Source organism: Glycomyces arizonensis DSM 44726 (genome assembly GCF_000482705.1).
GTDB lineage: Bacteria > Actinomycetota > Actinomycetes > Mycobacteriales > Micromonosporaceae > Glycomyces > Glycomyces arizonensis.
Genome location: NZ_AXWO01000013.1, coordinates 1 through 24,912, shown reverse-complemented (window position 1 = coordinate 24,912; position 24,912 = coordinate 1). Strand labels below are relative to the sequence as shown.

Below are 24,912 nucleotides of genomic sequence, written 5' to 3'. Positions count from 1 at the left end.
GCCCCGCCGCGTAGCGGTCGCTACTCCCCCGCCTCCTCGGCGGGCGGCGCCGCTGGGCCCTGGTTCACGCGGGACTCGACGACGTCGACCACGTGCGCCACCGCCTCGTCGATCGGGACGCCGTTGCGCTGGGAGCCGTCGCGGTAGCGGAAGGAGACCGTCCCGGCCGCCTGGTCGTCGTCGCCCGCGATGACCATGAACGGGATCTTCTGCAGCTGGGCGTTGCGGACCTTCTTCTGCATCCGGTCGTCCGAGTGGTCGACTTCGCCGCGGATGCCCTTCGCGCGCAACTGCGCGAAGAAGCCGTCGAGGTAGTCGGCGTTCGCGTCGCGCACCGGGATGCCGACCGCCTGCACCGGCGCCAGCCACGCGGGGAACGCGCCCGCGTAGTGCTCGGTGAGGACGCCGAAGAACCGCTCGATGGAGCCGAACAGGGCCCGGTGGATCATGACCGGTCGCTGGCGGGAGCCGTCGGCGGCCGCGTACTCCAGCTTGAACAGCTCCGGCTCGAAGAAGTCGAGCTGGATGGTCGAGAGCTGCCAGGTCCGGCCGATGGCGTCCTTGACCTGGACGGAGATCTTCGGGCCGTAGAAGGCCGCGCCGCCCGGGTCGGCCACCAGGTCGAGCCCGGAGGCCGCGGCGACCTCGGCGAGGACCTGGGTGGACTCCTCCCAGGTGGCGTCGTCGCCGACGTACTTCTCCGGGTCCTTGGTGGACAGTTCGAGGTAGAAGTCGTCGAGCCCGTAGTCCTTCAGCAGGTCCAGCACGAACTGGAGGAGCGAGGTCAGCTCCTCGCCCATCCGCTCCCTGGTGGTGTAGATGTGGGCGTCGTCCTGGGTGAAGCCGCGGGCGCGGGTGAGCCCGTGGACCACGCCGGACTTCTCGTACCGGTAGACCGAGCCGAACTCGAACAGCCGCAGCGGCAGCTCGCGGTACGAGCGGCCCCTGGAGGCGTAGATCAGGTTGTGCATCGGGCAGTTCATCGGCTTGAGGTAGTACTCGGCGCCCTCCAGCTCCATGGGCGGGAACATGCCCTCGGCGTACCACTCGAGGTGCTTGGAGGTCTCGAACAGCTGCTTCTTGGTGATGTGCGGGGTGTTGACGAACGAGTAGCCCGCCTCCACGTGCTTCTTGCGCGAGTAGTCCTCCATGACCATGCGGACGACGCCGCCGTTCGGGTGGAACACCGGCAGGCCGGAGCCGAGCTCGTCGGGGAAGGAGAACAGGTCGAGCTGCTGGCCCAGCTTGCGGTGGTCGCGCTTGGCGGCCTCCTCCAGGCGCTGGAGGTACTCCTTCTGCTCGGCCTTGGTCGGCCAGGCGGTGCCGTAGAGGCGCTGGAGCTGCGGGTTCTTCTCCGAGCCCATCCAGTAGGCCGCGGCCGAGCGCATGACCTTGACCGCCCCGATGAGCCTGGTCGAGGGCAGGTGCGGGCCGCGGCACAGGTCCGACCAGACGCGCTCGCCGCTCCGGTCCAGGTTGTCGTAGGCGGTGAGCTCGCCGCCGCCGACCTCCATGACCTCGTCGGCGTCGGTGCCCTCGCCCTTGGTCTCGATGAGTTCGAGCTTGTACGGCTCGTGCGCGAGCTCGGCGCGGGCCTCCTCCAGCGAGGCGTACTTGCGGCGGTGGAAGGTCTGCCCCTGCTTGATGATCTGAAGCATCCGCTTCTCGATCTGCTTGAGGTCCTCGGGGGTGAACGGCTCTTCGACGTCGAAGTCGTAGTAGAAGCCGTCGGTCACCGGCGGGCCGATGCCGAGCTTCGCCTCGCGCAGCTCCTGGACGGCCTGCGCCATGACGTGGGCGGCCGAGTGGCGCATGACGCTGAGCCCGTCGGGGCTGTTCAGCGGCACCGGCTCGACCTTGGTGTCGGCCTCGGGGGCCCACGCGAGGTCCCTCAGGCGGCCTTCGGCGTCGCGGACGACGACGATCGCGGCCGGGCCGTGGGCGGGGAGGCCGGCCTCGGCCACCGCGTCGGCGCACGTAGTGCCAGCCGTCACCCAGAGCGGTTCGGTCGCGCTCACGGCGGGGTCTGGACTGGTGTTCGGCGCTGCGGATGCCACGGTTCTCCCTCAATCGACAGGCCGAGCGGGGCTCGGCGCTCGTGTTCGCGGTCAATGGTAATCGCCGCCTGAGACCGGGCTCCAACGCATTACCGGCGGGTCCCGGCCGTTCGGGGATTTCCCGGTTCCGGACTTGACCTTGGAGTCGGCTCCAAGGTCTACGTTCGATCCATGACCACCGCGACAGCGACACTCACCGTCGGGAAGATCGCCGAGGCCGTCGGCGTCACGGCCGACACCATCCGCCACTGGGAGCGCGAGGGCCTGTTCCCGCCCGCGGGGCGCAGCGCGGCCGGGTACCGGCGCTACGGCGCCGAGGCGATCGACCGGGCGCGGTTCATCCGCGCCTGCCAGGGCGCGGGCCTGCGCCTGGGCGACATCGCCGACCTGCTGGCCGTGCGCGACACCGGGGTGTGCCCGTGCGAGCCGGCCGAGCAGCACCTGGAGCGGCGCCTCGGCGAGATCGGCGCCGAGATCGCCAGGCTGGAGGGCCTGCGGTCCCAGCTCACGTCGATGCTGCGGGCCGTCGAGGACGGGGGCTGCGGCGAGCCGCTGCCCGCGAACTGGTGCCCGCCCGAGCAATGCGAGGAGGGAGGTGCGACGCGATGAACGACGAGACATGCTGCCCGTGCGACCCCGGATGCTGCGGCTGACGGTGGCACGAGCCGCGCCCGCCCGTGCCGAGCGCGGGCGGGCGCGGCTGCGTCAAGGCGTCAGGACGGTCTTCCCCAAGTGGCCTCCGGCGCTCATGACGCGGTGCGCCTCGTCCGCCTCGGTCAGCGGGACGCGGGTGGTGACCACCGGCTTGACCCTGCCGTCGTCCAGCAGGGGCCAGACGTGCGCGAAGACCTCGGCGAGGATCTGGCGGCGCTGCTCGATCGGGCGGGAGCGGAGCGCGGTGGCAGCCACGGTGTGGCGCTTGGCGAGCAGTGCGCCCAGGTCGATCTCGGCGGTGCGGCCCTGCTGGAGGCCGATGATGACGAGGTGCCCGTCGGTGGCGAGGGCCTTGAGGTTGGCCTCGAAGTAGGCCGCGCCGATGACGTCGAGGATGGCCTGCGCGCCTCCGGCGGCCTGGAGTTCGGCCGAGAAGTCCTCGCTGCGGTAGTCGATGACGCGCTCGGCGCCGAGGTCCTGGAGCTGCGAGGCGAAGTCGTCGCGGGCGGTGGTCCAGACGTGGGCGCCGACGAGCTTGGAGGCGTACTGGATGGCGAAGGTGCCGATGCCGCCCGCGCCGCCGTGGACGAGCACGCGGGGCTCGGCCTCGGAGAACCGCGGCTCGATCAGGTAGCCGAGGTTGGAGTGGACGGTGGCGGCGACCTCGGGCAGGCCCGCGGCCTCGACCAGGTCGACGCCCTCGGGCCTCGGCAGCACGAGCCCGGCGTCGACGGCGGCGAGCTGGGCGTAGCCGCCGCCGGGGAGCAGGGCGCACACCTCGGAGCCGACGAGGGCGGCGTTGTCGTCGTCGCCGACGGCGATGATGGTTCCCGAGACTTCGAGGCCGGGCCAGGCGGGCGCGCCGGGCGGGGGCGGGTAGTGGCCGGCGACTTGGAGCAGGTCGGCGCGGTTCACTCCGGCCGCGGCGACCTCGATGAGCACTTCTTCGGGGCCGGGCTCGGGGTCGGGCACCGTGTCGGCGATCAGTTTCCCGTCGGCGACGGTCATGGCAAGCATTCCCGCATCCTAAGACTCCCCGCGCGGGACAGGGCATCACACCCGAATATTTCGCCTCCGCAGTAGAACGTGAGCACGGGAACCATTGCGGCGCAGAAGGTCCCCGCTAGGTCCCTTCACTCGAATGGCCGGGGAAGAGGTGCGCGTCGGGATCGATGGCGACGGCCGCGTTGTTCACGGCGGTGGCCGCCTCGCCGAAGCCGGTGGCGATGAGGCGGACCTTGCCGGGGTACTGGACGATGTCACCGGCGGCGAAGACGCGCGGCAGGTTCGTCGCCATCGCGGAGTCGACGAGGATGCAGCGCTTCTCGATGTCCAGGCCCCAGTCGGTCATCGGCCCGAGGTCGGCGGTGAAGCCGAGCGCGGCGACGACCGTGTCCGCGGGGAGCTTGCGCGCCTCGCTCTCGCCCTTGACCGCGGCTTCCACGCCGATCACGCGCTCGTCGCCGAGGATGCGGTCCACTTGGGCGTTGACGATGATCGGGACGTCGAGGTCGCGGACGCGCGCGACGGTGCCCGCATGGGCGCGGAACTTCTCGCGGCGGTGGACGAGGGTGACGCTGCGGGCGATGGGGTGCAGGGCCAGCGCCCAGTCGAAGGCCGAGTCGCCGCCGCCGACGACCACGACGTCGTGGCCCGCGTGGGCGGCGAGCTCGGGGACGAAGTAGACCACGCCCTCGCCGCCGAAGTCGGCCGCGGCCGGAAGCGGCCGGGAGGTGAAGCTGCCGAGGCCGCCGGTGATGAGGACGGCGCCGCAGGAGACGCGGGTGCCGTCGTCGAAGTCGAGCACGGGCTTGCCGCCTGAGCAGTCGAGCTTCTCGGCGCGGCGGCCGAGCAGGTAGGACGGCTCGAACGGGGCGGCCTGGCGGACGAGGTTCTCGACGAGGTCGCGGCCCTTGATCTCGGGGAAGCCGCCGACGTCGAAGATGAGCTTCTCGGGGTACATGGCGGTGATCTGGCCGCCGGGCTCGGGCAGCGCGTCGGCGACCACTGTCGACAGGCCGCGGAAGCCCGCGTAGTAGGCCGCGTAGAGGCCGGTCGGCCCGGCACCGATGATGGCGAGGTCGACTGAGACTTCCGGCATTGGACACCACCGACTCCGTTGTCAGGACTTGTGGTGCCATCGTATCCATTCGCGCCTCCCGTTGGGCGGTCCGCGGCATCCGGTCTTCGGGAAGCCCCATTAGGCTGGTTCGGGGCCGCGCCGCGGCCGGGAAGGACCGAGCGCATGACCAGGACCGCGCTGATCACCGGCATCACCGGCCAGGACGGGTCGTACCTGACCGAGCTGCTGCTGTCCAAGGGCTACGAGGTCCACGGGATCGTCAGGCACACCTCGTCGCTGATCGCCAACACCTCCCGGCTGGACGCGGTCTACCAGGACCCGCACGAGTCGGGGCGGCGACTCTTCCTCCACAAGGGCGACGTGACCGACGCCGGGCTCCTGGGCAACCTCGTGCGCGACATCGCCCCGGACGAGATCTACAACCTCGCGGCGCAGAGCCACGTGCGCGTCAGCTTCGACCTGCCCGAGTACACGGCGAACGTGACCGCGCTGGGCGCGGTCCGGCTGCTGGAGGCGGTGCGGGCCTCGCGGGTGGAGGCGAGGATCTACCAGGCGTCGACCTCGGAGATGTTCGGGCTGGCCGCGCCGCCGCAGAGCGAGACCACCGTTTTCCACCCGCGCAGCCCGTACGGGGCGGCGAAGCTGTACGCGCACTGGGCGACGGTCAACTACCGCGAGTCCTACGGCATGTTCGCCGCCAGCGGGATCGCGTTCAACCACGAGAGCCCGAGGCGCGGCGAGACGTTCGTGACCCGCAAGATCACCCGGGCCGTGGCTCGCATCGCCGCCGGGATCGAGAAGCACGTCTACCTGGGCAACCTCGACGCCGTCCGGGACTGGGGGTACGCGCCCGAGTACGCCGAGGCGATGTGGCTGATGCTTCAGCACGCCGAGCCGGTCGACTACGTGATCGCCACCGGCCGCCCGGCACGGGTCCGCGACTTCGCCGAGGCCGCGTTCGCGCACGCCGGGCTCGACTGGCGCGACCACGTCGAGCACGACGACCGGTACGAGCGGCCCGCCGAGGTGCCCGAGCTCATCGGCGACCCGGCCAAGATCGGGCGCGAGATCGGCTGGAGGGCGAAGGTGCACTGGGACGAGCTGGCGCGGGTCATGGTCGACGCCGACCGGGCGGCCCTGCGCGCGGGCGAGTGAGGCCGTAACCGGTGCGGGAGGCCCGGGCGAGTGGATACCATCGCGGGCATGACTGATCTCAGCGCACCGATCACGCTCAATGACGGCGTCGTCATGCCCCGCATCGGGTACGGGACCTACAAGGTCGGCGACGACGAGGCGCGGCGGACCGTGGAGACGGCGCTGGAGCTGGGGTACCGGCTGGTGGACACCGCCGAGATGTACGGCAACGAGACCGGCGTCGGGCGCGCCGTCGCGAATTCCGGGCTCGCCAGAGGGGACGTGTTCCTGACCAGCAAGCTGTGGAACGACCACCACGGCTACCACAAGGCCCGGGCGGCGCTGGAGTCCTCGCTGGAGCGCCTCGGCACCGACCACCTCGACCTGTTCATGCTCCACTGGCCGTCCCCGAAGCAGGGCCTGTACGTGGAGACGTTCCAGGCGCTGCTGGAGGCGAAGGAGGAGGGCCTGATCCGCTCGGCGGGCGTCTCGAACTTCCTGCCCGAGCACCTCGAGCAGGTCCACGCCGAGCTCGGGGTGTGGCCGTCGGTCAACCAGGTCGAGCTGCACCCCTACTTCAACCAGGCGGAGCTGCGGGCCTGGCACGCCGAGCGGGGCATCACGACCGAGTCGTGGGGGCCGCTGGGCCAGCGCACCGGCTCGCTCCTCCACGAGCCGGCGGTGGTCGAGGCGGTCACGGCGCACGAGAAGACGGCCGCGCAGGTGGTCATCCGCTGGCACCTGCAGCACGGCTGCGTGGTGATCCCGAAGTCCTCGCACGCCGAGCGGATCGCCGAGAACCTCGCCGTGTTCGACTTCGCCCTCACCGACGAGGAGATGGCCCGAATCGACGCCCTGGACACCGGCGAACGCCAGGGCATCGACCCGGGGAGCGGCGAGCGCTGACGGCAGTCGGGTCCCGGCCTTCCACAGCGCTGGAAGGCCGCTATCGTTCGGTGGCCTCAAGTGGGTCGAGCGCTTCGTGGCGCACTGTCAGCATCACTTATCGGCCGATCGGCACGACCGCAGCCGCGCGTCAGAAGGTCACCTCGCTGTCGGTGATCCTGGGCAACACCTCCAGCTCATAGGTCGCCCCGGTACGTTCATCGATTACTTCGCCCACCGGCGCGAAGAGAATTCGGAACCTTTCGACATCGCTCGGCACCTCGAAGACGGCGGTGTACACGGCTCCGCCGCTTTCATAGGGGCGCTCTTCCAGCACTGACGATTGGACGATCTCCGAATCGATCCAGACCGTCATCGCCTTGTCAGCGTCGAGCACCCAAATCGCGCCGTCGTAGACGCCTTCGCCGCTGCACCACCAGAACTCGGCCACGAGAAAGGCCTTCCCCTCGGGCGCCCACCCCTGGTCCTCGAGCCAAACGGCACGTGTGACATTCGCTCCGATGCTGTCGCAGCTGAGGTCCCACGTCGCTCCACCGTTTCGGAATCGGACGTCGTCATAGTCGTAATCGGGCAACTTCTCGGTCCACAGACCCGGCTCCTCGTAATAGGCGCTCACAGGGTCGAGTTGCTCGCCGTTCCTCAGATCGAGTCCCTGCGCCCTTTCCGCATCCTCTATCCACAGTGCCGATTTTTCACCCTCTGGGACGATGACGGCCAGGTATCCGCCTTTTGTCGGCGGCGCATCGAGCGCGATGCGCTTGCGCCCGATTTCGACCCAGGCTCGTACGGAAGTCGCATGCACGGCGGGAAAGCGCTCGGTTTCAGGAAGGTAATCGGCGGCGTGGGCTATCTGGACGAGCAGCAGTTCCGTATCGTCGGCGAGCTGTCGCGCCGTGCTGGTCTCCTCGAACGCGAATTCCGGAATGCGGCTCTCTACATATCCGCATAGGAGCGAAAGGGAGAAGTGCGGTCCTCGGAGGTCGGCGTCCTCGTCGAGGAGGTACGCCGCATCGTCCGTACCGCACCAGGGGTCCTGCACCGAGCCGGTCCACACCTCATAGGCGTCCACGGTCGCCGGCGGCACCGCTCGGGAGCCCGCCGCCGAGCCCACCGCGAGCAAGGTGAGGATCAAGAGAAAGGGGGATATGAATTTACGCTGAAGGGGCACGCGCCGATTCTACGTGGGCGTCCCTTTATGAATCATCGGTGAACGGTCAGCCGACGCCGTGGCGGACGGCCCACAGGGCCGCCTGGGTCCTGTCGGCGGCGCCGATTCGGCGCAGCAGGTTCGTCACGTGCGTCTTCACCGTCTTCTCCGAGACGCCGAGGGCCCGGGCGATCTGGCGGTTGGTCTGGCCCTTGGCGATGAGGCCGAGGACCTGGCTCTCGCGCGGGGTCAGCTCGGGGGCGGCGGCGGGGCCGCCGGACATCAGGCCGCGCATCGCCGCGGGTGACAGCAGCGTCTGCCCGGCGTGGACGGTCCGGATGGCGGCGGCCAGGGCGTCGGGGTCGATGTCCTTGTAGACGAACCCGGCCGCTCCGGCCTCGATCGCGGCGGGCACGCGCTCGCTGTCGGTGGCCGAGGTCAGCACCAGGACGCGCGGCCCGTCGCCGCCGAGGCGCTCCAGCACGGCCTGGCCGTCGGTGCCGGGCATCTTGAGGTCGAGGAGCACCACGTCGGGCTCGTCCTCGCCGATGGCGGCCAGCGCCTCCTCGCCGTCGCCGGCCTCGGCGACGATGTCGAAGTCCGCTTCGAGTTCGAGGTAGGCGCGCAGGCCCTGCCTGACCACGGGGTGGTCGTCGACGATGAGCAGCCGGATCGGCTCATGCACGGTGCAGCTCCAGGGTGATGACGGTGCCCTCGCCGGGGGCGGTGGCGACGCGGAGGTCGCCGCCGAGGGCCTTCGCGCGCTCGCGCATCGACAGCAGGCCGAGCCCGCGCGTGGCGGCCTCGTCGGCGTCGAAGCCCTCGCCATCGTCGGCGACGGTGATGCGCTCGGAGTCGACGGTGACCGCGACGCTTCGCGCTCTGGCGTGGCGGATGGCGTTGCCGAGGGCCTCTTGGACGAGCCGGAGCACCTCGACCTCGGCGTCGCGGGAGAGGTCCACCGGGGAGCGGACGGTGAAGGCGACGTCGGTCTCGTGCAGGCGGTCGAGCAGGGCGACGTGGCGGCGCAGCGTCTCGACCAGGCCGTGGGCGTCCAGGTCGGCCGGGCGGAGCTCGACGATGACGCCGCGCAGCTCCCCGATCGCGTCGGCCGCGAGGGTCTCGACCTCCTCCATGCGCGCCGCGGCGGCCGCCGGGTGGGTGTCGATCTGCTTCGCCGCCGCGCGCGCCGACAGTCGCAGGGAGAACAGGCGCTGCATGACCGCGTCGTGCAGTTCGCGGGCGAGCCGGTTGCGCTCCTGGACGATGGTCAGCTCCCGGCTGTGCTCGTAGAGCCGCGCGTTGGTGAGCGCGATGGCCGCGTGCGAGGCGATCAGCTCGATGAGCTCGACGTCGGCCTCGGTGAACAGCGGGCCGCCGAGGTCGTTGGTGAGCACCACGATGCCCAGCGTCTGCTCGCCGTCGCGGATGGGCACGCCGAGCAGCGCCGCCATCGTGGGGTGGGCCTTGGGCCACCACCGGTAGCGCGGGTCCCGGCGCAGGTCGGGCAGGCGGATCGGCTCGGTCTCGGTGAGGATCGCGGCGAGCATCCCGTGCTGGCGGGGCAGGGGCCCGATCTCCAGGCGCTGCTCCTCGCCGATGCCGTCGGTGATGAACTCGGCGAAGCCGCCCTCGTCGTCCGGGATGCCGATCGCGGCGTAGTCGGCGCCGACGAGGCGCCGGGCCGAGGAGACGATCACCTCGAGCACCTGCGCGACCGACAGGTGTCGGGTGATCGCGCCGACGGCCGCCGACACCTCGTGCAGCAGCGCGGTCGAGTCCGAGCGGGAAGCGGTCACGCCTCCAACCTAGTCGAATCCGGCGCCCGTGCCTTCCGACGCAGGTCTTAAGACCAGCGGTGCAGGACCGACCGCGACTTCGGCCCGATGACGCCGGAGGCATGCGCCCATAGCGTCGGAGGCATGAACAACGAATCGCGTACCGCCATCATCACCGGCGCCTCGGCCGGACTCGGGAAGGCACTCGCCGAGCGGCTCGCCGCCGACGGCTGGGACCTGGTCCTGACCGCGCGCGGCGAAGACCGGCTCGCCGAGGTCGCCGGGAGGCTCGGGGCCGCGCACCTCGCGGGCGACGTCGCCGACGCGGCCCACCGCGAGCGGCTGGTCGCGCTGGCCGAGGGCCGGATCGACCTGCTCGTCAACAACGCTTCGACGCTGGGCCAGGTCCCCCTGCCAGAGCTCGGCGAGGCCGACCTGGACGCGTGGCCGCGCCTGTTCGACGTGAACGTGACCGCGCCGGTCGCCCTGGCCCAGCTGGCGCTGCCGTCGCTGCGGGAGCGGCGCGGCGCGATCGTCAACATCACCTCCGACGCCGCCGTGGGCCCGTACGCCACGTGGGGTCCGTACGGGGCGACGAAGGCCGCGCTCGACCAGCTGTCGAACGTCTTGGCCGCCGAGGAGCCGAAGGTGGCCGTCTGGGCGGTCGACCCCGGCGAGATGCGCACCGGGATGCTCGCCGACGCCGTCGGCGAGACCGACGCCGAGCAGGCCCCGCCGCCCGGGGAGGCGGCCGACGCCATCGCCCGGATCGTCGCGGCCCGGCCGGACAGCGGCCGGATCGAGGCCCGGGATTTCCGGGGAGTGACGGTGGCATGAGCACCACATTGACCTCACCGTTCGCGTTCGCGCTGGACGCCGCGCTGGAGGCGAGGGAACCGGCCGAAGTGCGCGGCACGGCACGCTCGGACGTGCGGATGCTGGTGTCCGACAAGGCATCGGAGACGATCGCACACCACCACTTCGACGACCTCCCGGCGCTGATCCGCCCGGGAGACCTGCTGGTGGTCAACAACTCCACGACGCTCCCGGCGTCGGTGCCGACGAAGCACGGCTGGCGAGTCCACTTCTCATCGAGCAGGCCGGACGGCTCATGGCTGGTGGAACTGCGCGACGGCCCGAGGCCGTACCTGGGAGAGGTTCCCGGAAACACGGTCCGACTGCCGGGCGGGGTGACGCTGCGGTTGGAGGAACGGTTCGGCAAGCGGCTGTGGGTGACAAGACCGCCGGTGGCGTCGGTCCCGGAGTACCTGGCGCGGTACGGCAAGCCGATCCGGTATTCGTACATCGATAGGGACTGGCCGGTGTCGGCGTACCAGACGGCGTTCGCGACGGTGCCGGGATCGGCCGAGATGCCTAGTGCGGCAAGGCCGTTCACTCCGGAGATCGTGACGCGGCTGGTCTCGGGCGGCGTCGCCATCACCCCGATCACTCTGCACACGGGCGTGGCGTCGCTGGAGAGCGACGAGGACCCCTACCCGGAGTGGTTCGAGGTGAGTGAGTACACCGCCAGGGCGGTGAACGGTGCGAGGGAATCCGGCGGCAGGGTGCTCGCGATCGGCACGACAGTGGTGAGGGCGCTGGAGAGCGCCGTGCGGCAAGGGCGAGTCGAAGCCGCTTCGGGTCACACCGGTCGGATCATCTCCCCCGCCGAACCGCCCGAGGTGGTGGACGGCCTCTTGACCGGTTTTCACGAGCCGCGCTCGACGCATCTGTCGATGCTGGAGGCGATTGCGGAGACCGAGCTGCTGCGCGAGTCCTACGAGGCGGCCATCGAGGCGAGGTACCTGTGGCACGAATTCGGCGACGTCCACCTCATCGCCTGAGCATGGCCGCTACGGGCGGCCTGAGGAGTATTCGAGCTCATAGGCACTGCCGTCGAGGATCATCTCCGTGACTTCCACGCACCGGCCCTCGGCGGCATACGCCGCCCGAAGGACGGCGAAGACAGGAGTGCCGCCTGGCAGTTCGAGCTGTTCGCCCTCCTCCGGGGACGGCATCCGGGTGCACACTGTCTCGATGAACTCGACCGGTTCGTGGCCGATCTCCGCGAGACGGGCATAGGCGCCGCCCGGACCGGTGTCGTTCTCGGTGATCTGCGTGCCGCGCACCAGTTCGAGCGGATAGTAGGAGCGGGCCAGCTGGACCGGACGGCCTTCGACCAGGAATCGCCGCGAGCGCAAAAGGAGGGGCGCATCGACCTCGGTCGCGAGCAATTCGGCGATCTGCTGCGGTGCGGCCGCTTCGCGAATGACGACGTCGACCGCGCGGGGCCGCCGACCGGTGTCGGCGTCTTGGATGGCGCGACCGCTACGCCAGGCGAACATCCGGCCGGGGAAGCCGCGCCGGATCGGCTGGAAGCGGTCGGCCTGGCGTGTCACGCCGAAGGAGTCTCGTCGAAGTCGAACTCGCCGTCTCTGGCACCGGCGAGGAAGGCATCCCACTCGGCGCGGGTGTACACGATGACCGAGCCTTCCGGATGGTGCGAGTGTCGGACCGCCACCCGGCCCGAGCCGTCCGAGAGCGGTCCGGCCTCGACACAACTGCCGCCGTTGTCACTGCTGCGTGTGCTGATTCTCCAGCGAACCCCGGCCAGCTCCTCGTCAGAAAGCCGCTGGACAGTGCCGGTGATCCTCACTTGGTTTCCTCCAGTGCCGCTTCGATGAGCGCTGCGGACCGCATGGGGTCGAGCGCGTTGCTGAAAAGATCCTCCCATGCGTGTTCGAAACGCTCGACTCCAGGTGATTCGACATAGAGCGCCCCGCCGAGCGTCTCGACATAGGCCACATTGGGAAACTGCTCTGGCATTACGAACAACTGGAAGCTTCCGTGATGGCCTCCGTGCGGGCCGTGCGCGGTGGGCATCACCCGCAGGTCGATGTTGCTCCGGCTGGCGAGGTCGAGCAGGTGCTCCAGTTGTCCGCGCATCGTCTCCAGGCCGCCGATCGGCCGGTGGAGCACCGGTTCCTCCAGCACCAGCTCGTAGTTCAGCGGCTCGTCTTCGGACAAGATCCGCTGCCGCTCGAGCCTGAGATCGATCCACCGCTGCATCTGGTCCTCATCGGCACCGCGTTCGGCATTGCGGATGACCGCCTCCGCGTAGGCGGGTGTCTGCGCCAACCCGTGGACCAGCATGTTCTGGTACACGCACAACCAGTCGGTTCGCGACTCCAGCCACGGCAGATTGATGAAGTCCCTGGTGACGTCCTCCCTGTAGGGGTCCCACCAGCCTTTTCGCCAGACCTCCTCACACAGGTCGAGCAGCTCGCTCCGAGGCTTCTCGTCCTCTACCCCGTAGAAGGTCAGCAAGGCGTAGACGTCCGCTCTGCGGATCGGATATTCACCGGTCTCGTGGCGGCTTACCGCGGACCGGTCTCGCTGCAAGAACTCCGCGGTCTCCATGACCGAGACACCCGCCTCCTCGCGCAGCGCGCGAAGCTTCTCGCCAAGCCAGCGGGAGCGCAGACTCGGTCCCGGCCCTTTCGGTCGTCCAGGTCCCGCCATGTCTCCGCTCCCTATCCTCATCAACCCGCTAGAATTTTAACGCACATTGAGATTTAACGCTTGTATACATTGTCTCTTTGTGCAAAGATACCAGTCAGGTGTGAGACAGCGAACACGAGCCAACAGCTACCGGGGGTTCGCAAGACGAGACGTTTCGCGCCTCTCTCAGAAACCGACCGGGGCGGGGCCAGAGTTTGGACGCCGAGGCCCGCCCCGGTCTTGAGACATCGGAGGTAACACCGTGTCCTCGCCCATTGTCGCCCATCCGACAGGTAGGGCCGACCTCGATCCGCCCGCCGCTCCGCAGACCTTCACCATCCGGTGCGCCGGATGCGAAGGTGACGAGGGCATTCACCTGGCCGAGTGCCCCGGCGCACTCGCCATCGGCTACGACACCGGGCGCGGTGCCGCCTCCATGCAGGTGTATCCGGAAGCCGGCGCGAGCTTCGGCAAGCACGCCGACGCGCTTGGTTCACTCCGCTTCTACTCCATCTTCGGTCCCGTCGAGATGCACATGGAGGACGGCACCGTGGTCACCTTCGACGGATTGATCAGGTGATCAGTCCACGTAGATGTCGGGTTGGAAGTCGGTCTGGCCCGGCACCACGGCGTAGCCGGACAGGTCCGTGATCCCTTCCGCCGCCAGCACGTCCTCCACCAGGGCCGCGTTGCCGGTGTAGGCGGCGGGGTCCTTGGCGAGGATCGCCAGTGCGGCGTCGGCGACGATCTCGGGCCTGCGGCTGCGCTCGACCATGGGCTGGCCGCCGAGCGCGAACTCCACCGCCGCCGTGGCGATCGTCGTCGCGGGCCACAGGCAGTTGGCGGCCACGCCGGGCTCGCTCTGGGCCGCGCCGAGGGTCATGATCGTCATGCCGTACTTGGTGGCCGTGTAGGGACCGCCGTCGAACCACTTCGGGTCCGTGTTCAGCGGCGGGGCGATGGTCAACAGGTGCGCGTGGTCGGATTCGCGCAGGTGCGGGAGCGCTGCCGTCAGGGTCGCGAAGGTGCCGCGCAGGTTGACCTGCGTGATGAGGTCGAATTTCTTCAGGCTCATCTCCCCCACCGAGGTGAGGTCGAGCGCCGAGGCGTTGTTGACGCAGATGTCGAGCCCGCCGAATTCGGCCGCCGCGCGGTCGACGGCCTCGGTGACGGCGTCGGCGTCGCGCAGGTCGCCGACGATCGGCAGGGCCCGTCCGCCCGCCTCTTCGATCTCGGCGGCGGTCTCGTAGAGCGTCCCGGGGAGCTTGGGGTGCGGCTCGCCGGTCTTGGCGAACAGCGCCACCTGTGCTCCGGCCGCGCCGAGCGCGACGGCTATGGCCTTGCCGATGCCGCGGCTGGCGCCGGTGACGAAGGCCGCCCTCCCGGCGAGGGGGTGGTCGTTGACGGCTCGCTCCATTGCTGTGCCTCCAGGTCGGTGGGCGCCGAATACTACTAATGGGTAACTTACAGGTCCGCAAGGCTCGATGCCACCCCGACTCGCCGCGTGGCTGAACGGAAGCTGGGAGCCGCGCCAGAAGTGGCGTGGAAACGGCCGCGAGCCCTACACGTCCGCCGCGGGCTGCACTAGGCTGGCCGGGCGCGACCAGCGCACAAGCAGCGATAGGAGCGGTGATGACGTCGAGCAGCGGGCCCGCCGCGGCCACGCCACCAGAGGTGCCGCTCCGGCCGGACGGGTCGGCGGCGCGGCTCCTGATCGTGGACGACGAGGAGAGCCTGGCCGATCTTCTGGTCGAGGCGCTCTCGTTCCAGGGCTACGATGTCGCCTCGGCCGCCTCCGGCACCGCCGCGCTGGCCGCGGTCGACGCCTCCCGACCGGATTTGATCATCCTCGACGTCAACATGCCCGGCCTCGACGGCTTCGGCGTCGCCGAACGGCTCCGCTCGACCGGCGACAAGACCCCGATCATCTTCCTGACCGCGCGCACCACCCCCGACGACCTGCGCGAGGGCTTCGGATCCGGCGGCGACGACTACCTGATGAAGCCGTTCCGACTCGAAGAGCTGTCGTTGCGGGTCTCGGCGGTCCTGCGGCGCACGCTCATCGGCGCGGACGGCCCCCGCGCCGACGACTCCGTGACCGTCGCCGACCTGACGCTGGACCTCGCCGAGCACCGCGTGACCAGGGGCGGCAAGGCGGTCGACCTCTCCCCCACCGAATTCCGGCTGCTGCGCTACCTCGCGGCCAACGCCGGGCGCGTCGTCTCCAAGCAGGAGCTGCTCAAGCAGGTGTGGGGCTACGACTTCGACACCGAGTCGAGCCTGGCGGAGACGTACGTGTTCTACCTGCGCCGCAAGCTCGAAAAGTTGGGTCCCCGGCTCATCCACACCGTCCGGGGCGTGGGCTACATGCTGCGCCCGCCGCGGGAGTAGCCGTGGCGATCAGGACCAAGATCGCCGCGGCGATGGCGGTGCTGCTCATCGTCGCGGTGGCCGTCATCGGGTTCGTGACCGTCACGACGGTCTCGGACCACCTGACCGGGCAGGTCGACAAGAAGCTCCTCGAGTACGCGCGCCACCTGGGCGACCCTCCCGACGGGAACCCGGCCGAGGACTTCGGCTACTCCGAGTTCGCGGTCATGGCCTTCGATCAAGAGGGGGAACTCGTGGCAGTCCAGAACTCGGGCTACATCGACGAGCCGTTCGCACTGCCCGACCTGTCGGCCTCACCGGACACCGACGAGTACTTCAACGTCGAGAGCACCGACGACGAGGTGACCTACCGGGCCCTCGCCGTCAACGACTACTACGCCATCAAGGACGTCCCCGTCGACGTCGTGATCGCCACGCCGATCGACGACGTCGAGGCGACCATCGGGACGCTGACGAGGACCGTCATCATCACCGCGCTCGTGGTGGCCGCCATCGGGATCGCGGCCGCGTGGATCATCACCCGCCGCGGCATGCGCCCGGTCGACCGGATGGTCGCCGACGCCGAGACCGTCGCCTCCGGCAGGCTCGACCACCGCATCACGCCCGCCGATCCGCGCACCGAGATGGGGCGGCTCTCGTTGGCGCTCAACCGCATGGTCTCGCGCCTGACCGACGCCATCGGCCAGCGCGACCGCCAGCACGAGCGGCTGCGCCAGTTCGTCGCCGACGCCGGGCACGAGCTGCGCACGCCGCTGACGGCCATCGGCGGCTACGTGCAGCTCTACCAGTCCGGCGTGGCCGCCGAGGGCGAGAAGCTCGACCGGGCCATGGACCGCATCGGCTCGGAGAACGCCCGGCTCGCCGGGCTCGTCGACGACCTGATGGTGCTGTCCCGGCTCGACGAGGAGGTCGGCGGCGACCGCGAGCTCGTCGAGCTGCGCCAGCTCGCCCAGGACGCGGTCGACGACGCCGAGGTGGCCGATGCCGACCATCCGATCGAGCTGCACGCGCCCTACGAGATCACCGTGGTGGCCAACGACGGCCAGCTGCGCCAGGTGCTGGTCAACCTGCTGAACAACGCCCGCGTCCACACGCCTCCGGGCACCCGCATCGACGTCTCGGTCGACAGCGACGGCCCGCAGGCCGTGCTGCGCGTGGCCGACCAGGGGCCCGGCATCCCCGAGGAGCACCGGCAGCGCGTGTTCGACCGGTTCTACCGCGCCGACCCCTCGCGCTCGCGCGCCACCGGCGGCTCGGGGCTCGGGCTGTCCATCGTCACCTCGATCGTCGGCGGGCACGGCGGCGAGCTGCGCCTGGAGAGCGCCGAGGGCGAGGGCACCGCCATCGAAGTGCGGATCCCCAAGGCGCAGCTCGAATAGCGGCCCGAGCAGCCGGGTTAGTATTGCGCGTGCTCGCAGACAGACTCCCTCAATGGTTCGTGGAGAACATCGAACCGACCAAGGACGAAGACGAGCTGAGGGTCAGCACGCTGGAGATCTTCTTCGACCTCATCTTCGTCTTCATCGTCACCCAGTTCACCGCCCTGATCGCCCACCACCCGCTCACCGGCCTCCTCCAGTCGGTGCTCATGCTCGGGTTCCTGTGGTGGATGTTCGCCGGTTACAGCTGGCTGACGAACGTGATCCCGCCGGTGCGCCCGGCGCGCCGCATCCTCGTCCTGGTCGCCATGGCCGGCTGGCTGCTGGTCGGCATGAGCGTCCCGGTCGCCTTCGAGGAGGGCGAGGTCTGGATCGCCGTGGGCATGCTCGTCGTCGTGGTCATCCACGGCCTGATGTACCTCCAGGCCACCAAGGCGGTCGGGCCGGTCTTCGTCGCCAACATGGCCGCCGTCGCCGCCGTCTTCGCCGCCCAGCTGGGCCCCGAGGGGCTGTGGCGGCACCTGCTGTGGGCGCTCGCGGCCGTCATCGTGTGGTCGGTCCCGATCTTTCACAACCAGAAGGGGCTCACCCTGCACCCGGGGCACATCACCGAGCGCCACGGCCTGGTCGTCATCGTCACCCTCGGCGAGTCGGTGGTGGCCATCAGCATCGGGGCCGCGGGGCTGGCGCTCGACGGCGATCTGCTCTTCGCGGCGATCCTCAGCCTCGCCGTCGCCGCCTGCCTGTGGTGGGCGCTGTTCGTCCACGAGATGCCGCGGACCGAGGAGGCGCTGGCCGAGACGAGCGACCAGGTGCAGCGGGTCCGGAAGGTCCTCAACGGACTCTCGTACGCGTTCATTCCGGTGCTGCTCGGCATCATCGTGTTCGCCGCGGGGGTCGAGCACGCCATCGGGCACGCCACGTCCCCGCTCGATCTCACGGCGATGCTGCTGGTGTCGGGAGGCGTCGCCGCGTTCCTGCTCGGCACGGCCTGGCTGCGGTCCGCCATGGCGCTGCAGCGCCCGCTCGACCGGGTCTGCCTGGCCGCGGCGGTCCTGGCGGTGACGCCGGTCGGCCTGTACAACGCCGCGAGTCAGCTGGGCGCCATAGCGATCGTCCTCATCGGCGGCTTGGCGCTGGAGTACCGGTCGAGGAGGCTCGCGGCGCGGAGCTTAGCGACCGGACTTGGGAATCACCAGGGGCGTGGCCGTCTCGGGGTCGTCGATGATCCGGCACGGCAGGTCGAAGACCTTCTCGACGATGTCGGCGGTGACGATGTCGGCCGGGGCTCCCTCGGCGACCACCGCGCCCTCGCGCATCGCGATCAGGTGCGTGGCGTAGCGGGCGGCCTGGTTGAGGTCGTGCAGCACCGCCACGAGCGTGCGGCCCTCCCGGTGGAGCTTGGCGCACAGGTCGAGGACCTCGAGCTGGTGGGTGATGTCGAGGTAGGTCGTGGGCTCGTCGAGCAGCAGCAGCGGGGTCTGCTGGGCGAGCACCATCGCGATCCACACCCGCTGCCGCTGGCCGCCGGACAGCTCGTCGACGCTCCGCGAGGCGAGGTCTTCGATGTCGGTGGCCTCCATGGCCTCGGCGACGACGGCCTCGTCCTCGGCCGACCACTGCCGCAAGAGGCCCTGGTGCGGGTAGCGGCCGCGGGCGACCAGGTCGGCGACGGTGATCCCGTCCGGCGCGATCGGCGACTGCGGCAGCAGGCCCAGGCGCTTGGCGACCGACCTCGTGGGCTGGGAGTGGATGTCGCGCCCGTCGAGCAGCACCCGCCCGGCCGAGGGCTTCAGCATGCGCGCCAGGGCCTTGAGCAGGGTGGACTTGCCGCAGGCGTTGGGGCCGATGATGACGGTGAACTCGCCTTCGGGGAGGTCGACGGTGAGCCCTTCGCTGATGGCGACGCGCCCGTATCCGATCGTGGCGTTCCGGACGGCCAGCGGGCTCTGCGATGCGACGGTCACGGCATGATCCCCTTCTTGCGCTGTGTGGCGAGCAGCCACATGAGGTAGACGCCGCCGACGACGCCGGTGACGACGCCGGTCGGCAGCTGGTGCCCGGCGACGCCGTAGACGGCCGCCGCGTCGGCGGCGGCGACGATGAGCGCGCCGACCAGCGCGGCGCACAGGAGGCTGCGGGACGAGCCGGTCAGGCGGGCGGCGATGTGCGGGGCGGCCAGCGCGACGAACGCGAGCGGCCCGGCCATGGCGACGCCTCCGGCGGTGAGGACCGAGGCGGTGACCAGCGCGGTGATCTTGACCGCGCCCACGCGCGTGCCGAGGCCGACGGCGGCCGCGTCGCCGAGCCGCAGCGCGTCGAGGCCGCGGCCGATCGCCACGGTCGCGACGGTCCCGGCGGCGAGGACGACGGCGGCGGTGGCGGCCTGGCCCCAGTCGCGCCCGCCCAGGTCGCCGGTGAGCCAGTAGACCGCTCTGGAGGCGTCGACGATGTCGCTGCGGGTCAGGAGGTAGCCGTTGATCCCGGCGAGGATCGCCGCGACGCCGATGCCGACCAGGACGAGCCGGTAGCCGGACGGGTCGCCGCCGCGGGTGAGCAGGTAGATCCCGAGGCCGGTGGCGAGCGCTCCGGCCGCGGCCGAGCCGGTGACCGCCGTGCTGGAGGCTCCCGCGATGACGATGGCGCCGAGCGCGCCGACCGAGGCGCCCTGGGTGAGGCCGAGGATGTCGGGGCTGCCGAGCGGGTTGCGGGTGAGGGTCTGGAAGACGGCCCCGGCCAGGCCGAGGCAGGCGCCGACGGCCACGGCGGTGGCCAGCCGCGGCAGGCGCACCGTCCAGACGATGAAGTCCTCGGCGCGGGTGCCCGAGCCGTTCAGCGTGGCCCAGAGCCGGTCGAGGGTGAGCTCGAAGGTGCCGGTGGTGGTCGACCAGGTGGCGACGGCGACGAGGGCGAGGAGGCATCCGGCGGCCGCGGCGGCGGTGCGGCCGTGCAGGCGGACCGAGCGGCCGCCGACGCGGACGACGGCCGTGCGGGCGAGCGCGGGCGCGGTGCTCACAGGCGGGCCACCTTCCTGCGGTTGACCAGGTAGAGGAAGAACGGGCCGCCGACGACGGCGCAGACGATGCCGACCTGGAGTTCGGAGGGGCGGGCGACGACGCGGCCGATGATGTCGGCGGCGACGAGGAACGCCGCGCCGGTCAGCATCGAGTACGGCAGGACCCAGTTCTGGTCGGGTCCGGTGAAGGCGCGCACGACGTGCGGCACGACCAGCCCGACGAAGACGATCGGCCCGCACGCGGCCGTGGCGGTCCCGGCCAGGACGGTGATGGCACCGATCCCGGCGACGCGCAGCACGCGCGGGTCGATGCCCAGGCCGGTGGCGGTGGCGTCGCCGAGTGCCAGCGCGTTGAGCGGCCTGGCGAGGAGCACGCCGCCGATCCCGGCGGCCGCGATGAGGCCGATGACCGGCCACAGCGGGACGGTGTGGGCGTTGACGAGGGACCCGACCGACCAGAACCGCATCTGCTCGAGCGTGGCGGTGTCGAGGAGCTGGATGGCGGAGACGTAGGCGTACCCGGCGGCGGTGACGGCGGCCCCGGCGAGGGCGAGCCGCGCGGGGGTGGCTGTGGCGGCGCCGCCGATGAGGTAGCAGGCCACGGCCGCGACGGCGGCGCCGATGAACGCGAAGGCGAGCGTGCCGGTGAAGGTGGTCAGCCCGATGAAGTGGACGGCGGTGACCACGGCCGCCGCGGCGCCGGTGTTGACGCCGAGGAGCCCGGGGTCGGCCAGCGGGTTGCGGGTCATGGCCTGCATGAGGGCGCCGGACAGGCCGAGGGCGGCCCCGGCGGCGAGGCCGAGGGCGGTGCGGGGCAGGCGGAGCTCGGTGACGACGGGGTAGGCGTCCGAGGCGGCGTCGGTGAGCCCGGACCAGACTTCGGGCAGGCTCAGCGCTCGCGAGCCGACGGCGACGCTGAGGACCGCGAGGGCGACCAGGACGCCCGCGAAGACGAACAGGCCGGTCACGCGGCGGTTCGTTCGCGGGGCGACGGTGGCGGTGGTGGACAACTGCGGGCTCCGAGGGACGGTCGTTTATTTTGTTTAGGCTAACCTAAGCCGGATCGATGGAGGCCGTGCGCCCGCCCGGCGGGGTACCTCATGTCACTCGCCTCCCCGCCGGATTCACGCCGCCTCCTTTGCTTAGGCTAACCTAACTGACATCCCGGCGGTCACCTGCCCTTCACTGAGGAGATACACATGGCATTCGATGTCGACAGCGTCAAGCTCGCCAGGCGCGGGCTGCTCGCGGGCGGCGGCGCCCTCGGCCTCACCGGCATGCTCGCCGCCTGCGGTTCGGGCGGCGACGGCGAGGACTCCGGCGACTCGGGTTCGAGCGGCCCGTGGTCGTTCACCGACGACACCGGCGAGACCGTCGAATTGGACCAGGTGCCCACCAAGATCGTCGCCTTCACCGGCATGGCCGCCGCGCTCCACGACTTCGGCATCACCCCGGGGGCCGTCTTCGGCCCCACCACCAACGAGGACGGCAGCGCCACCAGCCAGGCCGGGAACCTCCCCGTCGACGAGTTGACCGTCATCGGGAACACCTACGGCGAGTTCGACATCGAGGCCTACATCGCGTTCGGCCCCGAGGTCCTGATGACCCACTACTACCTCGACCCCGCCTCGCTGTGGTACGTGCCCGCCGAGAGCACCGAGGAGATCACGAGCTTCGCCCCGCCCGTGCTGCTGGCCGCCGACGACGGCTCCAACACCCTCAGCGACGTCATCGGCCGCCACGCCGAGCTGGCCGAGAGCCTCGGCGCCGACCTCGAATCCGAGGAGAACACCGGCGCCAAGGAGCGCTACGACGCCGCCGTCGAGACGCTGCGCGCCGCCGCCGCGGCGAACCCGATCACCATCCTGGCCTGCTCGGGCTCGGCCGAGTACTTCTACGCCTCGAACCCCGTGATGGCCAACGACCTGCGGCTGTTCACCGAGCTCGGCGTCGACTTCATCGTGCCCGACAACCCCGACGAGAACGGCGGCGCCGGCGGGTACTTCGAGAGCCTGTCGTGGGAGAACGCCGGCAAGTACACCGCCGACCTGCTGTTCCTCGACGCCCGCGAGCTGACGCTGCAACCGGACGCGCTCGCCGAGTTCCCCACCTGGAACGCGATGCCCGCCGTCGAGGCCGGCCAGATCACGCCCTGGAACTCCGAGCCGATCTACTCGTACGCGAGCGCCGCGGCGAACCTGGAGGCCTTGGCCGAGGCGATCACGAACGCGCAGAAGCTCACCTGATCACGTTGCGACGGCGGCGAGCGGCAGGGCCGCTCGCCGCCGTTCCGCTATCTGCAGAGGTGCTTCAGGTCGAGCGTGACCACCTCGGGGTCGTGGTCCGAGACGCCGTACGCGCCGTAGGCGGGCTCCTCGCCGGGGGCGTCGGCCGGGTAGTCGGCGTTGATGTGCGCCGAGGCCACGTCCTCGATCCGCCGCTGGAGCCACGGCGAGGCCCACATCTGGTCGAGCGTCTGCGTCTGCCCCATGTAGGTGTACGAGTACGCGGCCGCGGGGTGCTCGTCGAGCATCGTGTCGTACAGGCTCGACAGGCCTGAGTCCTCGTACATCGGCGCGAGCTGGTCGGAGGGGCCGACCCAGTCGCCCGCGATCGTCTGGCCCGGCGCGAACGGGTCGTCCGGGCGCGGGAAGACGTTGAAGTCCCCGGCTGCCAGCACCTTGGCCCGCCGGTCGTCGGACAGGATCGCGTCGCTGATCGCGGCCAGGTAGGCCGCCTGCTCGGTGCGGTGCAGGACGCGGCGGTCCGGCCCGGACGAGAAGTGGTTGTCGACCAGGTAGACGTCGGCGTGCTTGTCGCGGCCGGGCTTCTCGTAGGTGAAGCGGAACAGGCCCACCTGCGCGGGACGTGAGAACACGTCCGAGCCGTTGCAGGCGAACACGCCCGAGCCCGAGCACTGCTCCAAGACGTCCTCGGGCAGAGACGCGTTGAGCGCCTTCGGGTTCTGGACGTCGGCGTTGATCTCATCGGCCTCGGTGCCGTAGTCGACCTCCGGGTCCGAGCCGAGCACCGGGTCGCTCCGGCGGGCGTCGAGCAGCTCGACGTCGTCGGCGCGGTAGAGGAAGGCGGTCATGATGCCGCGCGTGTCGCCCGCGTCGAGGTCGCCCGCGGCGGTGTACTCGGCGCCGCCGCTCTCGGCGATGATGAGCGCCAGTTCCTGGAGCGAGTCGGGCTGCCCGTCGGCGTGCGCGTTGGCCTCGCCGGTGTTCTCCAGGTCGCAGACGAGGCGGTCGGCGCCGAGGTCGGCATCGGGAGTCCACTCGGGGTTGGCCTCGCAGACGTCCTGCGTCTCGGTCTCCTGGACCATGAGGACGTCGGGGCTGTGCAGGTCGCCGGTGATCTGGGCGGCCATGCGGCCCATGCGCGCCTCGTACTCCGCGTAGGAGGCCGGGACGTAGTCGAACGGCGGGTCGACGTTGCCTTCGGGGTCGTCGGGGTCGACGCAGCCGGGGTCGGCGAGGTCGTCGCACTCGGAGTTCGGGTTGTCGCGGGTGTCGTAGAGGTTCTCGACGTTGTAGGAGCCGATGGCGGCCTCGCCGCGCCCGGCGGGCTCGACGGGGTGGTTCTCGGCGGGCTGGGGGCCGCTTTCGAGGTCGAGGTTCTCGGCGACGTTGACGGTGTACTTGCCGAAGGTGAGGTACACGCCGCCGGTGGCGGCCTCGGTGATCACGTCGTAGGTCTTGGCGGGCGCGATCATCGCGTCGGCGTTCCCGGCGGTGGCCTTGATCCCGAAGGAGCCGATGGTGAACAGGTAGCCGTTGCCGTCGTCGAAGGCTTCGCCCGGGACGTTGTCGAGCGGGTGGGCGTCGCGGTAGGCGCGCTGGGAGTAGTCCTCGCGCTGGGCCACCTCGTGGTCGCCGCGCATGGCCCAGACCTCGCCGTCGGTGCCGAAGACGTCGCGTCCGGCGGTGACGACCGAGTCGGCGGGGACGGTCAGCTGCATGCCCAGGTGGCGGCGGAAGTAGCGCTCGGCGTCCGCGGCGTCGTCGGGCGGGTCCACCTCGGCGGCCTCGACGGCCTCCAGCGGGTCGAGGCCGGTGTCGACCACGTCGTAGACGTAGGCCGAGCCGCCGCTGAACTGGACGTTGCCGTAGTAGGTGCCGACCTTCGCCTCCAGGACGATCTCGTCGCCGACGGCCACGGTCCAGCGCGGGCCGAGCTCCTCGGCGGCGGGCGAGCCGGTGGCGGTGCGCAGGCTGTCGAAGGTGCCGTTGTAGACGAAGATGCCGTCCGAGGAGTTCGGGTCCCCGTCGGTGGCGTCGGCGCGCTCCTGGACGAAGAAGCCGCTGTTGCCGTTGCCTTCGAGGGTCAGCTGGGTGACCACGCCCTGGACGCGGACCGTCTCGTTGTGCAGCGGCGATGCGAAGTCGGTGTCGTCGTCGCCGATCGACCCCTGGACCTCGCCGATGTGGATGATCGGGATCTCGTCGGCGTGGGCGGCCTGCGGGAAGGCGAGCCCGGTGATGCCGAGGGCCGCCAGGCCCGCGGCGGCGGTCGCCGTCCGGGCTCTCCGTCGGAGGGAATGCACGAGGAGCTGCTCCAATGCTGTTGTGCTGGACTCACGGCGCGCGCCGTGAGTGACTCGTCTTCACACTCAAGCGCAACGAGGGGACGCGCGCAAGGCCTACGCGTGAATTCCTCGTATCATCCCATGTTTGGCGGAGCGGTCGTCGTCAACGCGAAAGCGGGGTCCCCCGAAGGGAACCCCGCTCATCGATGGTCGTCTACTCCAGTTGGTCGATCACCTGCTCGGCCTGGTGGGCCAGGACGGTGCCGGCCTCGCCGTCCACGCGCTCGGCGAAGAACACGAAGCCTTCGAGCGATCGCACCGCCTGCGAGGTCTTG

The 24,912-nt window shown here is 70.5% G+C and carries 23 protein-coding genes and 1 pseudogene; 10 read left to right on the top strand and 14 right to left on the bottom strand.

Annotated elements, in window-relative coordinates:
* Window positions 1-20: 20 nt before the first annotated feature.
* A complete protein-coding gene (gene thrS / locus H613_RS0110405) occupies window positions 21-2,018 on the bottom strand; it encodes a threonine--tRNA ligase (RefSeq protein ID WP_026923744.1) in 1,998 nt (665 codons plus the stop codon).
* Window positions 2,019-2,228: 210 nt separating this feature from the next.
* Here thrS and H613_RS0110400 point away from each other — a divergent pair, with 210 nt between their 5' ends.
* Complete coding sequence (locus H613_RS0110400) at window positions 2,229-2,666, top strand: MerR family transcriptional regulator (protein WP_026923743.1); 438 nt, start codon at window positions 2,229-2,231, stop codon at window positions 2,664-2,666.
* A gap of 96 nt (window positions 2,667-2,762) precedes the next feature.
* Here H613_RS0110400 and H613_RS0110395 read toward each other — a convergent pair whose 3' ends face one another.
* Both H613_RS0110395 and H613_RS0110390 read right to left on the bottom strand, forming a co-directional pair.
* Window positions 2,763-3,728, bottom strand: a complete 966-nt coding sequence (locus H613_RS0110395) for an NAD(P)H-quinone oxidoreductase (RefSeq protein ID WP_026923742.1) — start codon at window positions 3,726-3,728, stop codon at window positions 2,763-2,765.
* A 106-nt stretch (window positions 3,729-3,834) separates the two neighbouring features.
* Window positions 3,835-4,812, bottom strand: a complete 978-nt coding sequence (locus H613_RS0110390; RefSeq protein WP_026923741.1) for an NAD(P)/FAD-dependent oxidoreductase — start codon at window positions 4,810-4,812, stop codon at window positions 3,835-3,837.
* 144 nt (window positions 4,813-4,956) lie between these two features.
* Here H613_RS0110390 and gmd point away from each other — a divergent pair, with 144 nt between their 5' ends.
* Both gmd and H613_RS0110380 read left to right on the top strand, forming a co-directional pair.
* Window positions 4,957-5,949, top strand: coding sequence for a GDP-mannose 4,6-dehydratase (gene gmd, locus H613_RS0110385; protein ID WP_026923740.1), 993 nt, complete (start codon window positions 4,957-4,959; stop codon window positions 5,947-5,949).
* A 48-nt stretch (window positions 5,950-5,997) separates the two neighbouring features.
* A complete protein-coding gene (locus H613_RS0110380) occupies window positions 5,998-6,834 on the top strand; it encodes an aldo/keto reductase (protein WP_026923739.1) in 837 nt (278 codons plus the stop codon).
* A 130-nt stretch (window positions 6,835-6,964) separates the two neighbouring features.
* Here the strand turns inward: H613_RS0110380 and H613_RS0110375 are convergent, their stop codons facing one another.
* The 3 genes from H613_RS0110375 to H613_RS0110365 are packed head-to-tail and all read right to left on the bottom strand — an operon-like array spanning window position 6,965 to window position 9,780.
* Window positions 6,965-8,002 carry a hypothetical protein gene (locus tag H613_RS0110375; RefSeq protein ID WP_026923738.1) on the bottom strand — a complete coding sequence of 346 codons (1,038 nt, stop codon included), beginning with the start codon at window positions 8,000-8,002 and terminating at the stop codon, window positions 6,965-6,967.
* Window positions 8,003-8,048: 46 nt separating this feature from the next.
* Window positions 8,049-8,666 carry a response regulator gene (locus tag H613_RS0110370; RefSeq protein WP_026923737.1) on the bottom strand — a complete coding sequence of 206 codons (618 nt, stop codon included), beginning with the start codon at window positions 8,664-8,666 and terminating at the stop codon, window positions 8,049-8,051.
* Window positions 8,659-9,780, bottom strand: coding sequence for a GAF domain-containing sensor histidine kinase (locus tag H613_RS0110365; RefSeq protein WP_211234768.1), 1,122 nt, complete (start codon window positions 9,778-9,780; stop codon window positions 8,659-8,661). Before H613_RS0110365 ends, H613_RS0110370 begins: the two co-directional genes overlap by 8 nt.
* A 123-nt stretch (window positions 9,781-9,903) precedes the next feature.
* Between H613_RS0110365 and H613_RS0110360 the strand changes: the two genes are divergently transcribed.
* Window positions 9,904-10,596: an SDR family NAD(P)-dependent oxidoreductase gene (locus H613_RS0110360; RefSeq protein ID WP_026923735.1), complete on the top strand. Its 693-nt coding sequence runs from the start codon at window positions 9,904-9,906 to the stop codon at window positions 10,594-10,596.
* On the top strand, window positions 10,593-11,603 hold the full coding sequence (locus tag H613_RS0110355) for an S-adenosylmethionine:tRNA ribosyltransferase-isomerase (RefSeq protein WP_026923734.1): 1,011 nt from the start codon (window positions 10,593-10,595) through the stop codon (window positions 11,601-11,603). Before H613_RS0110360 ends, H613_RS0110355 begins: the two co-directional genes overlap by 4 nt.
* A 9-nt stretch (window positions 11,604-11,612) precedes the next feature.
* On the opposite strand, the gene H613_RS25795 is transcribed toward H613_RS0110355, so the two are convergent.
* Genes H613_RS25795 through H613_RS0110340 form a run of 3 tightly spaced genes read right to left on the bottom strand, consistent with a single transcriptional unit; the run spans window position 11,613 to window position 13,281 of the window.
* Complete coding sequence (locus tag H613_RS25795; protein ID WP_084546520.1) at window positions 11,613-12,158, bottom strand: GntR family transcriptional regulator; 546 nt, start codon at window positions 12,156-12,158, stop codon at window positions 11,613-11,615.
* A complete protein-coding gene (locus H613_RS0110345; protein ID WP_026923733.1) occupies window positions 12,155-12,409 on the bottom strand; it encodes a DUF397 domain-containing protein in 255 nt (84 codons plus the stop codon). Before H613_RS0110345 ends, H613_RS25795 begins: the two co-directional genes overlap by 4 nt.
* Window positions 12,410-12,411: 2 nt before the next feature.
* Complete coding sequence (locus tag H613_RS0110340; protein WP_026923732.1) at window positions 12,412-13,281, bottom strand: helix-turn-helix domain-containing protein; 870 nt, start codon at window positions 13,279-13,281, stop codon at window positions 12,412-12,414.
* Window positions 13,282-13,522: 241 nt separating this feature from the next.
* Between H613_RS0110340 and H613_RS0110335 the strand changes: the two genes are divergently transcribed.
* Window positions 13,523-13,840 (top strand): hypothetical protein, encoded by a 318-nt coding sequence (locus H613_RS0110335; protein WP_026923731.1) that lies wholly within the window; start codon window positions 13,523-13,525, stop codon window positions 13,838-13,840.
* Here H613_RS0110335 and H613_RS0110330 read toward each other — a convergent pair whose 3' ends face one another.
* A complete protein-coding gene (locus tag H613_RS0110330; protein WP_026923730.1) occupies window positions 13,841-14,677 on the bottom strand; it encodes an SDR family oxidoreductase in 837 nt (278 codons plus the stop codon).
* 215 nt (window positions 14,678-14,892) lie between these two features.
* On the opposite strand from H613_RS0110330, the gene H613_RS0110325 reads away from it, so the two are divergent.
* The 3 genes and pseudogenes from H613_RS0110325 to H613_RS32780 all read left to right on the top strand — a co-directional run.
* Window positions 14,893-15,651, top strand: a complete 759-nt coding sequence (locus tag H613_RS0110325; RefSeq protein WP_084546517.1) for a response regulator transcription factor — start codon at window positions 14,893-14,895, stop codon at window positions 15,649-15,651.
* A 2-nt stretch (window positions 15,652-15,653) separates the two neighbouring features.
* The gene (locus H613_RS25790) at window positions 15,654-17,030 is read left to right on the top strand and encodes a sensor histidine kinase (protein ID WP_051393211.1); all 1,377 of its coding nucleotides are present in this window, start codon (window positions 15,654-15,656) and stop codon (window positions 17,028-17,030) included.
* A gap of 29 nt (window positions 17,031-17,059) precedes the next feature.
* Window positions 17,060-18,100, top strand: a pseudogene (locus tag H613_RS32780) (low temperature requirement protein A); the annotation flags it as partial.
* Between the two features lie 102 nt (window positions 18,101-18,202).
* Here H613_RS32780 and H613_RS30820 read toward each other — a convergent pair.
* Genes H613_RS30820 through H613_RS0110290 form a run of 3 tightly spaced genes read right to left on the bottom strand, consistent with a single transcriptional unit; the run spans window position 18,203 to window position 21,056 of the window.
* On the bottom strand, window positions 18,203-18,973 hold the full coding sequence (locus H613_RS30820; protein ID WP_026923726.1) for an ATP-binding cassette domain-containing protein: 771 nt from the start codon (window positions 18,971-18,973) through the stop codon (window positions 18,203-18,205).
* A gap of 20 nt (window positions 18,974-18,993) precedes the next feature.
* Complete coding sequence (locus H613_RS30815; protein ID WP_026923725.1) at window positions 18,994-20,046, bottom strand: FecCD family ABC transporter permease; 1,053 nt, start codon at window positions 20,044-20,046, stop codon at window positions 18,994-18,996.
* The gene (locus H613_RS0110290) at window positions 20,043-21,056 is read right to left on the bottom strand and encodes a FecCD family ABC transporter permease (protein WP_026923724.1); all 1,014 of its coding nucleotides are present in this window, start codon (window positions 21,054-21,056) and stop codon (window positions 20,043-20,045) included. Before H613_RS0110290 ends, H613_RS30815 begins: the two co-directional genes overlap by 4 nt.
* Before the next feature lie 189 nt (window positions 21,057-21,245).
* Between H613_RS0110290 and H613_RS0110285 the strand changes: the two genes are divergently transcribed.
* Window positions 21,246-22,292 carry an ABC transporter substrate-binding protein gene (locus H613_RS0110285; protein ID WP_026923723.1) on the top strand — a complete coding sequence of 349 codons (1,047 nt, stop codon included), beginning with the start codon at window positions 21,246-21,248 and terminating at the stop codon, window positions 22,290-22,292.
* A gap of 47 nt (window positions 22,293-22,339) precedes the next feature.
* Here H613_RS0110285 and H613_RS25785 read toward each other — a convergent pair whose 3' ends face one another.
* Complete coding sequence (locus H613_RS25785; protein WP_051393210.1) at window positions 22,340-24,595, bottom strand: hypothetical protein; 2,256 nt, start codon at window positions 24,593-24,595, stop codon at window positions 22,340-22,342.
* Window positions 24,596-24,912 lie beyond the last annotated feature (317 nt).